12 protein-coding genes are annotated in these 12,629 nt (G+C 64.8%); 10 read left to right on the plus strand and 2 right to left on the minus strand.

Annotated features, from left to right (window positions below; genetic code table 11):
- Positions 1-27: 27 nt before the first annotated feature.
- Complete coding sequence (locus ACZY0Q_RS10320; RefSeq protein WP_463916446.1) at positions 28-873, plus strand: aldo/keto reductase; 846 nt, start codon at positions 28-30, stop codon at positions 871-873.
- A gap of 150 nt (positions 874-1,023) precedes the next feature.
- On the opposite strand, the gene ACZY0Q_RS10325 is transcribed toward ACZY0Q_RS10320, so the two are convergent.
- Positions 1,024-1,506 (minus strand): SRPBCC family protein, encoded by a 483-nt coding sequence (locus ACZY0Q_RS10325; protein WP_463916448.1) that lies wholly within the window; start codon positions 1,504-1,506, stop codon positions 1,024-1,026.
- Positions 1,503-1,862: an ArsR/SmtB family transcription factor gene (locus ACZY0Q_RS10330; protein WP_463916450.1), complete on the minus strand. Its 360-nt coding sequence runs from the start codon at positions 1,860-1,862 to the stop codon at positions 1,503-1,505. The genes ACZY0Q_RS10325 and ACZY0Q_RS10330 overlap by 4 nt, the downstream gene beginning before the upstream one ends.
- A gap of 170 nt (positions 1,863-2,032) precedes the next feature.
- On the opposite strand from ACZY0Q_RS10330, the gene ACZY0Q_RS10335 reads away from it, so the two are divergent.
- The 9 genes from ACZY0Q_RS10335 (at position 2,033) to ACZY0Q_RS10375 (ending at position 12,469) form a co-directional block, all read left to right on the plus strand.
- Positions 2,033-2,437, plus strand: a complete 405-nt coding sequence (locus tag ACZY0Q_RS10335) for a tautomerase family protein (protein WP_463916452.1) — start codon at positions 2,033-2,035, stop codon at positions 2,435-2,437.
- Positions 2,438-2,623: 186 nt separating this feature from the next.
- Positions 2,624-3,658, plus strand: coding sequence for a 5-dehydro-2-deoxygluconokinase (gene iolC, locus ACZY0Q_RS10340; RefSeq protein WP_463916455.1), 1,035 nt, complete (start codon positions 2,624-2,626; stop codon positions 3,656-3,658).
- A complete protein-coding gene (locus ACZY0Q_RS10345; RefSeq protein WP_463916457.1) occupies positions 3,655-4,578 on the plus strand; it encodes a Cgl0159 family (beta/alpha)8-fold protein in 924 nt (307 codons plus the stop codon). The genes iolC and ACZY0Q_RS10345 overlap by 4 nt, the downstream gene beginning before the upstream one ends.
- 6 nt (positions 4,579-4,584) lie before the next feature.
- A complete protein-coding gene (gene iolD / locus ACZY0Q_RS10350; protein WP_463916459.1) occupies positions 4,585-6,534 on the plus strand; it encodes a 3D-(3,5/4)-trihydroxycyclohexane-1,2-dione acylhydrolase (decyclizing) in 1,950 nt (649 codons plus the stop codon).
- Between the two features lie 43 nt (positions 6,535-6,577).
- Positions 6,578-8,089: a CoA-acylating methylmalonate-semialdehyde dehydrogenase gene (locus ACZY0Q_RS10355; protein WP_463916461.1), complete on the plus strand. Its 1,512-nt coding sequence runs from the start codon at positions 6,578-6,580 to the stop codon at positions 8,087-8,089.
- Positions 8,090-8,099: 10 nt separating this feature from the next.
- Entirely contained in the window at positions 8,100-9,011 is a 912-nt protein-coding gene (locus tag ACZY0Q_RS10360; RefSeq protein WP_463916463.1) for a sugar phosphate isomerase/epimerase family protein, read from the plus strand.
- A 36-nt stretch (positions 9,012-9,047) separates the two neighbouring features.
- Positions 9,048-10,061 carry a Gfo/Idh/MocA family protein gene (locus ACZY0Q_RS10365; protein ID WP_463916465.1) on the plus strand — a complete coding sequence of 338 codons (1,014 nt, stop codon included), beginning with the start codon at positions 9,048-9,050 and terminating at the stop codon, positions 10,059-10,061.
- A gap of 96 nt (positions 10,062-10,157) precedes the next feature.
- Positions 10,158-11,033 carry a sugar phosphate isomerase/epimerase family protein gene (locus ACZY0Q_RS10370; RefSeq protein WP_463916468.1) on the plus strand — a complete coding sequence of 292 codons (876 nt, stop codon included), beginning with the start codon at positions 10,158-10,160 and terminating at the stop codon, positions 11,031-11,033.
- Entirely contained in the window at positions 11,030-12,469 is a 1,440-nt protein-coding gene (locus ACZY0Q_RS10375; RefSeq protein WP_463916470.1) for a sugar porter family MFS transporter, read from the plus strand. The genes ACZY0Q_RS10370 and ACZY0Q_RS10375 overlap by 4 nt, the downstream gene beginning before the upstream one ends.
- Positions 12,470-12,629 lie beyond the last annotated feature (160 nt).

Raw genomic sequence — 12,629 nt, forward strand, 5'->3', positions numbered from 1 at the left:
AATCCTCAACCTGCAACAGGAGAACCCATGACTTCCATCCCCATCACCACGTCCATCCCCGAGATCACCCTCAACAACGGCGTGCGGATGCCGCAGTTAGGGTTCGGCGTCTTCCAGGTGTCCGACGACGACACCACCGCCGCGGTCAGCCACGCCTTTGCAGCCGGTTACCGGAGCATCGACACCGCCGCCATCTACGGCAATGAGCCAGGTACCGGACGCGCCATCGCCGAGTCGGGCATCGGCCGGGAAGAACTGTTCATTACGTCCAAACTGTGGGTGGCCGACCTCGGCTACGACGCCACGCTGGCCGCGTTCGACGCCAGCCTGGACAAGCTGGGGCTGGACTACCTGGACCTCTACCTGATCCACTGGCCGGCGCCGGCAACCGGCCTGTACCTCGAGTCCTGGCGGGCGCTGGAGCACCTGCTGGCCAGCGGCAAGGCCAGGGCCATCGGCGTCTCCAACTTCCTCCCCGAACACCTGCAGAACATCCTTGACCTGGGCGGTACGGTCCCGGCCATCAACCAGGTTGAACTCCACCCGGCACTCCAGCAGCGGGACATTGCCGGCTTCAACGCCGCACACGGGATCGCCACTGAGGCCTGGAGCCCGCTCGCCCAGGGCGCCGTGCTGGCGGATAGGGCCGTTGTGGACATCGCGGCACGGCACGGTGTGAGTCCCGCTCAGGTCATTCTGCGCTGGCACCTGCAGCAGGGCCGGATCATCATCCCCAAGTCCGTCACCCCGCAGCGGATCCGGGAGAACCTGGACGTGTTCGGCTTCGACCTGACCGCGGACGAGTTGTCGGTCATCGACGGCCTGGAGCGGGACGGACGCACCGGTCCGCACCCTGCGGAGTTCAACGGCTAGGCCCTTTTCGGCTCTCGACAGGTTCGACCACTGGAGCGTCAGCGGGTCTCGACAGGCTCGGCCACCGGGACTTGCCTAGCAGTACGACGGCGGCCGGTTACCTTCTCCAGGAAGGTAGCCGGCCGCCGTCGTCCGCGTTTAAGCGCTGGGCTAGACCTTGGCGCCGCTGAGCAGTTCGTCGAGCCGCTCGTAGCCCTCGGTCATGCCGCCTTCCATGCCTGACTGCGCCATGCCGTCGCGGGCCTCCTGGGTTGGGTAGACGGAGTGGCCCCGCAGGCGGGTGCGTCCGTTGCCGAGGTCCTCAAACGTCATGAATTCAAGGCTGACAACATCCGGGTAGCCGCCGAACTCGAAGGTCTGGATGGCGAATTCGTTTTCCCGGACGGTGTGGAAGACCCCGCTGAACTCATAGGCGACGCCGTCCGGCCCCGTGTGCAGGTAGCTGTAGGTGCCGCCGGTGCGGAAATCGTAGTGGTCGATGTCCATCTTCAGTCCCCGCGGGCCGAGCCACTGGACGATCAGGTCAGGGTCCTTATGCGCGCGGAACACGTCCGCCACCGGGAAATCGAACTCACGCTCGTAGTCGATGAAGGGGAGTCCTTCAGGAACGGTGAGGTTCAGTGGATTGCTCATGATGATTCCTTAGGGTGGGTGCCGCCGTTGGCGGCTCTGGATCTGAGCACGGCATCGAGGCTGCGGAACTGCTCTTCGCGGACCAGCCGGTACTGGTCGATCCACGCTGTGAGTGCCTCCAGCCGTGCGGGATTCAGGTGGACGGGCCGGCGCTGGGCTTCCCTGCTGCGGGTGACGAGCCCTGCCTGCTCGAGGACCTGGATGTGCTTCGAGACCGCCTGCTTGGTGATCGCGAAGGGTTCCGCTAATTCGTTGACTGTTGCCTGCCCGCGGCTGAGCCGGGCGATGATCCGCCGCCGCACGGGGTCGGCCAGGGCCATAAAGGCCGAGTCCAGGGTGCCGTCGTCGGGGTTCATCGTGGTGCAGACCTTTCTTAATCTGTAATCAACCGATTCATTGATCAATCATCTGGTTGTTTAACCATACCGCCGACTCCGGCTGTGCGGAAGGGGCTTCGGGGGGAGTTCCTTGCTACTAATCCCACTAGTTTGTTAGTATGTCAGGACAAACCCTAAGGGAGATGAAAATGCCACTGGTTCGAATCGATGTAAATCAAGGGCGCGACTCCGAGCAGTTGCAGCGCCTCAGCCGCGGAGTCCACGATGCCATCCTCGCGGAGTATGCCATCCCGGAGCGCGACTACTTCCACGTCCTCACGGAGCATCCGCAGGGCCAGATTGTCGCCCAGGATGCGGGGCTCGGCTTCGAGCGCACCGCCGATGTGGTGATGATCCAGATCTTCACCCAGGGTGGCCGTAGCCAAGCGGCCAAGCAATCTCTCTTTGCTGCGATTGCTGCCCGGCTGGCGGAGCTTGATATTGCCGGTGAGGACGTGTTCATCGGATATGTGGAGAATGCCGCCAGTGACTGGTCGTTCGGCTTCGGGCGGGCGCAGTACGTCACGGGCGAACTGGCGGTCCCCCGGAAGTAATCCCGAGGGCGTCAATCCGGCGCCCGATGCAGGTTGTAAATATGTCAGTACAAACCTTTGACAGGACAATGATTCTAGGGCAAGGTAGTGGTTGTGGCCCCGCTCACGGGGGCCCGGCCAGGAACCGGAGTTCTAGCTCTTGCTGTACAGGGTACGGAACTCAAACGAGAAAGGTCCGCGATTACCGTGACCCACGAACTGCTCACGATCGGGCGCATCAGTGTCGATATCTACCCGAACGACATCGGGGTGGGTCTGGAGGACGTCACGTCCTTTGGAAAATACCTCGGTGGTTCCCCGTCCAATGTGGCCGTGGCCGCGGCGCGGCATGGCCGCAAGGCAGGCGTGATCACGCGCACCGGCGACGACGCCTTCGGGAAATACCTCCACCGTGAACTGCGCAAGTTCAACGTGGACGATACATTCGTTACGCCAGTGAAGGAATGGCCCACCGCGGTGACGTTCTGCGCCATTATGCCGCCGGATGATTTTCCGCTCTACTTCTACGGGCGTTTCCCCACGGCCCCTGACCTGCAGATCAAGGCCGAGGAGCTGGACCTGGACGCCATCCGTGAGGCCGGGATCTTCTGGTCGACAGTGACTGGCCTGTGCCAGGAGCCCAGCCTCGAGGCCCACCTGGCCGCCCATGCAGCGCGTCCGCGGACCGGTCTCACGGAAGGCCAGTACACCATCCTGGACCTGGACTACCGGCCCATGTTCTGGGCTTCCGAAGAGGACGCCCGGGCCGAGGTTGCCAAGATCCTGCCGCACGTCACGGTTGCCATCGGCAACGACAAGGAATGTGCCGTCGCCGTGGGCGAAGGAACCCCTGACGAGCAGGCCGACCGGCTGCTGGCCGCCGGCGTCGAGATCGCTGTCGTCAAGCTTGGGCCGGAAGGCGTGATGGCCAAGACCCGCACCGAACGCGTTGTCTCCGCGCCGGTCCCGGTGGAAACCCTCAACGGCCTCGGTGCCGGCGACTCGTTTGGTGGTGCCTTCTGCCACGGACTCCTGTCCGGCTGGCCGCTGGCCCAGGTCCTGGATTACGCGAACGCCGCCGGCGCCATTGTGGCATCCCGCCTTTCCTGCGCCGACGCCATGCCGACGCCGGAGGAAGTCACCTCGCTCCTGGCCGAACGCGGCCGCCTGGCACCGGCCCTGGCCGGTGCCGCCGCCTCGCGCCCGTCCCACACCACAATTTCCGAAGGAGCAGCGTCTTGAGCGCCAACGACGATCCCCGCCGCTACCAGCACCTGAGCGCCCTCCGGCTCGAAGACCCCGCCGCCGTTGCCCGCGCGGCAGCCACCCGTCGCCGCCATCCGGGGCTGAAGTATGGTGTGCAGAACTTCATCGTTGCCGCCGACCACCCGGCCCGAGGCGCCCTTTCCGTGGGAAACGCTCCGGTGGCGATGGCGGACCGTCTTGATTTGTTGGACCGCCTGCAGATTGCACTGGCAAATCCCGCCGTCGATGGTGTTCTGGCGTCCCCGGACATCATGGATGACCTGCTCCTGCTGGGGGCCCTGGAAGGCAAGCTTGTCTTCGGCTCGATGAACCGCGGTGGCCTGGCCGGGCTCGTCAATGAAATCGACGACCGCTTCACCGGCCACACGGCCGCGGCACTGGAAGCACTGGGCGCCGACGGCGGCAAGATGCTGACCCGCATCTGCCTCGGCGACCCGGACACGGCCTCCGCACTGGAAGCCACGGCGCGGGCCATCGACTCCCTCGCCGCACGCAAGCTGATCGCCATGGTTGAACCCTTCCTCTCCGTCTGGCAGAACGGCAAGGTCCGCAACGACCTCAGCCCGGACGCCGTCATCAAGTCCATCGCGATCGCCCAGGGCCTGGGCTCCACGAGTGCCTACACCTGGATGAAGTTGCCCGTGGTGGCGGAGATGGAGCGCGTCATGGCGGCCACCACGTTGCCCACCGTGCTCCTCGGCGGGGATCCGGAAGGCACCCAGGATGAGGTCTTCGCCAGCTGGCAGGCCGCCCTTGCCCTATCCGGCGTCCAAGGCCTCACCGTGGGCCGGACGCTGCTGTACCCGGCCGACGGCGATGTGGCCGGGGCCGTCGCCACGGCCGCCTCGCTGCTCAAGACGCCCGCGCTGCAGTCATCAGCGAAAGTATCGGAGTAACTTCACATGGGAACAGCAACACGCAGAATGACGGTCGCCCAGGCCGTCGTCGAGTACCTGTCCAAGCAGTACACGGTGGACCGTATTGGCACCGAGGACTACCGGGAGAGGCTGATTCCTGGGACGTTCGGCATCTTCGGCCACGGCAACGTTGCCGGCGTCGGCCAGGCCCTGAAGCAGTACCAGCACCTCGATCCGGCGATCATGCCGTACTACCAGGGCCGCAACGAGCAGGCCCAGGCGCACCAGGCCGTCGGCTACGCACGGCATACCCGCCGGCGCCAGACCTTTGCCATCAGCACCTCGATCGGACCGGGATCTTCGAACCTGCTCACGGGTGCCGCGCTGGCCACCACCAACCGCCTCCCGGTGCTGCTGCTGCCGAGTGACACCTTTGCCACCCGCGCCGCGGACCCGGTCCTGCAGCAGCTCGAGCAGCCCTATGCCTACGACATCACGGTCAATGACGCGTTCCGGCCGCTGTCCAAGTTTTTCGACCGGGTCTCCCGCCCGGAGCAGCTGTTCTCGGCCTTCCACCACGGCCTGCGCGTCCTGACGGATCCGGCCGAAACCGGTGCCGTCACCATCTCGCTGCCGCAGGACGTCCAGGCCGAGGCCTTCGACGTGCCTGAGGAGTTCCTGGCCGAACGGGAATGGCGGATCCGCCGCCCTGAGGCCGACGACGAGGACATCCGCCGCGCCGCCGAGGCCATCCGTGCCGCGAAGCGCCCGCTGATCATCGCGGGCGGCGGCGTCCTCTACGCCTACGCCAATGAGGAGCTGGCTGCATTTGCCGAGCTGACGGGCATCCCGGTGGGCAACACCCAGGCCGGCGTCGGCGTCCTGCCCTGGGACCACCAGTTCTCGCTCGGGGCGATCGGCTCCACAGGCACGACGGCGGCGAACGCCATCGCTGCCGAAGCGGACCTGATCATCGGTATCGGTACCCGCTACGAGGACTTCACCACTGCCTCGCGGACCGCGTTCCAGAACCCCGACGTGAAGTTCATCAACATCAACGTCGCCGCCATCGATGCGTACAAGCACGGCACGTCGTTGCCTATCGTTGCGGATGCCCGCAAGGCCCTGGTCAAGCTGAACCAGGCCCTCGGTGGCTACCGCGTCGGAGCAGACCTCGAAGCGAGGATCGCCGCAGAGAAGAAGCGCTGGGACGCCACGGTGGACGAAGCCTTCGACACCCGCTTCACGCCACTGCCGGCCCAGAACGAGATCATCGGCGCCACACACCGGGCCATGGACGCGGCCGACGTCGTCATCTGCGCGGCAGGTTCCCTGCCCGGTGACCTGCACAAGATGTGGCGTGTCCGGGACCCGTTCGGTTACCACGTGGAGTACGCGTACTCCTGCATGGGCTACGAAATCCCGGGCGGCCTCGGCGTTAAGCGCGCCGCCCTCGCTGAAGCCGCCCGCGGTGGCACGGACCGGGACGTGGTGGTCATGGTGGGGGACGGCTCCTACCTGATGATGCACACCGAACTGGTCACCGCCGTCGCCGAACGCATCAAGCTGATCGTGGTCCTGATCCAGAACCACGGCTATGCCTCCATCGGCTCGCTGTCCGAATCCCTCGGTTCGCAGCGTTTCGGCACCCAGTACCGGGCCCTGAACAAGGAGCAGCATAGCTTCGACGAAGGCGAAACCCTCCCCGTGGACCTGGCCCTGAACGCCGAAAGCCTCGGCGTGAAGGTGATCCGGATCGAACCGGGGGAGAAGGTCATCGCCGAACTCGAGCAGGCCATCCGGGACGCCAAAGCTGCGCCTGAACGCGGCGGGCCCATCCTGATCCACGTTGAATCCGACCCCCTGCTGGACGCTCCGAGCTCCGAATCATGGTGGGACGTTCCCGTCTCCCAGGTCTCAGACCTCGACTCCACGCAACAGGCCTTCAAGACCTACACCGACCACAAGAACCGCCAGCGCAAACTGCTCGGCTGATTTCCCAGACACACAGCCCCACAGACCAAGGAAGTCCAACACCATGTCAACGACGACCGTCACCACCACCATCAACCACTTCATCAACGGCGCCGAAACCGCCGGCGAAGGCACCCGCACGCAGCCTGTCTACAACCCCGCCACCGGCGCCGTTTCCGCGGAGCTGCGGCTGGCCAACCGTGCGGACCTGGACGCCACTGTCGCTGCTGCCCGCGCCGCCGCCGACACCTGGGGTGACATTTCCCTGGCCAAGCGCACCAATGTGCTGTTCAAGTTCCGTGAACTTGTTGCGGCCCACGTGGACGAGCTCGCCGAACTGATCACCGCCGAGCACGGCAAGGTCCTCTCCGATGCCAAGGGCGAGATCGGCCGCGGCCTGGAGGTCATCGAGTTCGCCTGCGGCATCCCCACCCTCCTCAAGGGCGACTACTCGGACCAGGTCTCCACCGGGATCGATGTTTTCTCCTTCCGCGAGCCGCTCGGCGTGGTCGCCGGGATCACGCCGTTCAACTTCCCGGTCATGGTGCCTTTGTGGATGGCCCCGATGGCGATCGCCGCCGGCAATGCCTTCATCCTCAAGCCTTCCGAGCGTGACCCGTCCGCCTCGATGCTGCTGGCCAAGCTGTGGAAGCAGGCCGGCCTGCCCGACGGCGTGTTCCAGGTCCTGCACGGCGACAAGGAAACCGTGGAGGGGCTCCTGACCCACCCGGACGTGGACGGTATCTCCTTCGTTGGCTCCACCCCGATCGCCCAGTACGTCCACGAGACCGCCACCAAGCACGGCAAGCGCGTCCAGGCCCTGGGCGGGGCGAAGAACCACGCGATCATCATGCCTGACGCCGACCTGGACAACGCCGCGGACCACCTCGCCGCCGCCGCCTTCGGTTCCGCCGGGGAACGCTGCATGGCCATCTCCGTTGCCGTCGCCGTCGGTGACGCCGCGGACCTGATCGTCAAGAAGGTCGAAGAGCGCGCCCTGGCCGTCAAGGTAAACAACGGCACCGCGCCCGACGCCGAAATGGGCCCCGTGATCACGCCCGCCTCCAAGGAACGCATCGTGAAGATCGTCACCGAGGCAGAAGCCGCAGGGGCTGCCATGGTGGTGGACGGCCGCGACCTGGTGGTCCCCGGCCACGAGGAAGGCTTCTGGGTAGGCCCCACGGTCATCGACCACGTCAAGACCGAAATGACCGCCTACACCGAGGAAATCTTCGGACCGGTCCTCGTGGTGGTCCGCGTTGAGGACCTGGACGCAGGCATCGCCCTGATCAACGCCAACCCGTACGGCAACGGCACCGCGATCTTCACCTCCTCCGGTGCCAACGCCCGCAAGTTCCAGCGCTCGGTAACCGTGGGCATGATCGGCATCAACGTTCCGCTGCCCGTGCCGGTGGCCTACCACTCCTTCGGCGGCTGGAAGGCCTCGCTGTTCGGAGACAAGCACATCTACGGCCCGGAAGGCGTCTCCTTCTACACCCGTGGCAAAGTGGTCACGTCCCGCTGGCCCGAGCCCACCCACGCCTCCGGCGCCTCGTACAACTTCCCCTCCAACTAAGGAAGCGTCAATGACTGAGAACAAGCTGATCATCGGTACCGCGCCGGACTCCTGGGGTGTCTGGTTCCCGGACGACCCGAAGCAGACCCCGTGGGAACGCTTCCTCGACGAAGTGGCCGAATCCGGCTACAAGTGGATCGAACTGGGTCCTTACGGGTACCTGCCGAACGATCCCACGCGGCTGGCCGAGGAACTCAAGGCCCGCGACTTGAAGGTCACCGCAGGAACGGTCTTCACGGCGTTCCACCGCGGGCTCGACCAGTGGGAGACGGCCTGGGAGCCGGCCCGCAAGGTCGCCGAGCTCACGGCAGCCATGGGTGGCGAGCACATTGTGGTCATTCCCGCGATGTGGCGTGACGATGTCACCGGCGAAGCTGTGGAAAGCGGCCAGCTCACCGAGAAGGCCTGGGCCGACCTGTTCGCCGGCCACAACCGCCTGGGCAAGACCCTGCTGGAAGACTTCGGCCTGCAGCAGCAGTTCCACTCGCACGCCGACTCCCACGTCGGAGCGCAGGAAGACATCGAAACCCTGCTGGCCGCCACGGACCCGAAGTACCTGAACCTGTGCCTGGACACCGGCCACGCCGAGTACTGCGGAGCCTCCAGCCTGGAGCTCATCAAGAACTACCCGGACCGCATCGGCTACCTGCACCTGAAGCAGATCAACCCGGACATCCTCAAGAAGGTCAACGAGGAAAACATGACCTGGGCCGCGGCCAACCTTGCCGGCGTCATGACCGAGCCGCCGAACGGGCTGCCCGACCTCCGCGCTGTGATTGAAGCAGTGGAGGCACTGAACCGCCCCATTTTCGGCATCGTGGAGCAGGACATGTACCCGGTGGCCTTCGAGGTCCCCATGCCGATCGCCAAGCGCACCCGAAACTACCTGCTGTCGTGCGGCTCCCGCACGGCAGTCAACTAACAGCCGCCCAGGCACCCGAAACGTAAGGAAAGAACAATGACTGAATCCCTTCGCGTCGCCGTCATCGGCGCCGGCCGCATGGGCGCGGACCACATCCAGCGCCTCAGCAAGCGCATCCACGGCGCTGAAGTTGCCGCCGTCGTGGACGTGGACCTTGCCCGTGCGCAGGCTGCCATCGAAGGCATTCCGGGTGCAGTGGCCCTGGCCAGTGCCGACGAGGCCCTGAACAACGGCGACGTCAACGCCGTGCTGATCGCCACGCCGGGCTTCCTCCACGAGGAAATCCTGTACAAGGCGCTCGAGAAGGGCTTCCCGATCCTCTGCGAAAAGCCGCTCACCCCGGACGCCGAAAGTGCGTGGAAAGTTGTCCAGGCCGAAACGGCCCTGGGACACAAGCGCATCCAGGTGGGCTTCATGCGCCGCTTCGACGCCGAATACGCTGCCCTGGGCTCCGTCATCCGCGACGGCGAACTGGGCGAGCTGCTGATGCTCCACCACCAGCACCGCAACCCCACCACGCCCGCGGGCTTCACCAATGAGATGCTGATCAACGACTCGGTGGTGCACGAGTTCGATGCCATCCGCTTCTTCACCGGCGAGGAAATCACCTCGGTGCAGGTCCGTCTGGGCAAAGCCACGAAGAACGCCCCGAACGGCCAGCACGATCCGCAGCATGTCCTGCTCGAAACCGAATCCGGTGTCCTGGCCGACGTCGAGATCTACGTCAACGCCAAGTTCGGCTATGAAGTGGCCACCCAGGCCTCCTTTGAAGACGGCATCGTGAACATCGGCGGCGACAAGGGCCCCTACACCCGAAGCGCCGGCCGCTGGGGCGGCAAGGTCACGCCCGGCTTCGAAGAGCGTTTCGGCGCGGCGTACGACGTCGAAATCCAGTCCTGGGTTGACGCTGCGGTCCGCGGCGAAATCGGCGGCCCCACCGCCTGGGACGGGTACGCCACCGCCGCTTGCTGCGAAGCCGGCGTCGAGGCCCAGAAGTCGGGCGACAAGGTCAAGGTCCAGCTCAACACCAAGCCGGACCTCTACAACTAACAGCCCCTGCAAACCACAAGGCGGCCTGTCGGCAGCAGGCCGGCGGGCCGCCTTTTGCACGCACCGTCGAAGTTTCCAGACCACAAAGGAGTGACCATGAAAATCGCCCTGGACCCCACCCCGTTCCACCACAGCCACAGCCTGCTGGAATTTCCGCGCGTGGCCGCCGATCTCGGTTACAAGTACCTGCAGCTGACCCCGCATGCGGACATGATTCCGTTCTACAACCACCCCAAAGCCGACGACGAGCTCGTGGCCCAGATGAACAAGGCCTGCACGGACGCCGGCGTCGAAATCGCGTCCGTCCTGCCGGTCCTGCGCTGGTCCGGCCCGGACGAGGACGCCCGCGAAGCCGCGGTCCGCTACTGGAAGCGTGCCATTCAAATTGCGGTGGACCTGGGCGTCAGCACCATGAACACCGAATTCAGCGGCCGCCCCGAAAAAGCCGAAGAGTCCGAGCGCGCCTTCTACCGCTCCATGGAAGAGCTGCTGCCGATCATCGAGCGTGAAGGCCTGGACATCCTGATCGACCCGCATCCGGACGACTTCGTCGAAGACGGACTGGCCGCCATCCGCGTCATCAGAGGCATCAACTCGCCCAACATCGGCATGGTCTATGTGGCCTCGCACTCGTTCCACATGGGCAACAAGCCCCTGGAGATCATGCGGGCCGCCGGAGACAGGCTGCGCCTGGTCCACGTCTCGGACACCATGGACCACCACGCCTCCCACGGCCTGCGCTACATCACCAACCCGCCCGGAAACGCCGTGCGTGTGCACCAGCACCTGAAGATCGGCGACGGCGACGTCAACTGGGACGAGTTCTTCGGCGGGCTCAAGGAAATCGGCTTCCTGGACAAGGACAACACCGTGATGGTGTCCAGCGTCTTCGCCGAAGACGACAACGCCGAGGACGTGTCCCGCTATCAGCTGGATACCATGAAGCAGCATATCCAGAAGGTGAGCGTATGACGGCGCCGGGTGCCTCTCCGGCCCTGGCCCGGAAACCGCCCGTCAACCATAAACGCGCACTGCGGACCGTCACCATCATTTCGACATTCGGCGGGCTGCTGTTCGGCTACGACACCGGTGTTATCAACGGCGCACTGCCCTACATGCAGGAAGATCTGGGGCTGACGCCGCTGACCGAAGGCCTGGTCACGTCCTCGCTCCTGTTTGGTGCCGCCTTTGGCGCCTTGTTCGGCGGCCGCCTCGCAGACCGCAACGGGCGCCGGAAGATGATCATGGTCCTGGCCATCATCTTCCTGATCGGGACGCTTGCATGCACCTTCGCGCCAAGCACCGGGGTCATGATTGCCGCACGCTTCGTGTTGGGTCTGGCCGTGGGCGGCGCATCCGTGACTGTCCCTGTGTACCTTGCTGAAGTTTCACCCAGCGCACGGCGCGGGCGCATCGTCACGCAGAACGAGTTGATGATCGTCACCGGGCAGTTGCTGGCCTTCATCTTCAACGCCTATCTCGGCAACACCTTTGGTGAGGCCGGAGGCATTTGGCGGTGGATGCTCGTCATCGCCACCTTGCCCGCAATCGCGCTATGGGTCGGAATGAACTTCATGCCGGAGAGCCCCCGCTGGCTGGCCTCCATGGGGAGTTTCGGCGAAACCCTCAGCGTGCTGCAGCGGATTCGTTCCCACTCGGAGGCCCGTGCCGAGTTCGAAGAAGTCAAAGCGATGGCTGTTGAGGACTACAAGTCCAAGATGGGTTCCTGGAAGGACCTCGGAATTCCCTGGCTCCGCCGGATTTTCGTCGTCGGCATCGGGTTGGCTGTCATCCAGCAGATCACGGGCGTCAACTCGATCATGTACTACGGAACGCAGATTTTGGCCGAGTCCGGTTTTGGCCGGGAAGCTGCGTTGACCGCCAACATCGCCAACGGCGTCATTTCCGTGCTGGCAACTTTCGTGGGGATCTGGCTGCTTGGCAAGGTGGGTCGTCGAAAGATGCTTATCACAGGCCAGATCGGTACGACGGCCGCCCTGCTGCTGATCGGATTCTTCTCGCTGGTCCTGCCCGAAGGAATAGGCCGGGGCTTCGTGATCCTGGCCTTGACCGTCACCTTCCTGGCCTTCCAACAGGGTGCCATCTCGCCAGTCACCTGGCTCATGCTGTCCGAAATTTTCCCGCTGAAGATCCGTGGTCTCGGGATGGGAGCGTCGGCATTCATATTGTGGATCGTGAACTTCCTCGTGGGCTTCGGCTTCCCGCAGCTACTCGCCGCTATCGGCCTCTCCAGCACATTCTTCGTTTTCGCGGTGCTAGGCGTTGGCGCCATCGCGTTTGCTGCCAAGTACGTCCCGGAAACCAAGGACAAGAGTTTGGAAGACGTGGAGCACTACTTCAAGCACGTTGCCGGCACCCAAGCCCTGGCTGGCAGCCCCGCCCCCTGACCTGTCACGCCCTGCTTCCGCAAAAGCCCCTTTGAACCGCTTGAAGGGGCTTTTGCGTGCCCGGCGCCCGACGGGACACCCCATGTCTTACACCGCAAACTTCTGCAATGAGTGCTGGGGCGGTCGGTGGAAAGGCCGTCAGCGCCTCGAATTACGCTCG

Source organism: Pseudarthrobacter lactosi, assembly GCF_055412785.1.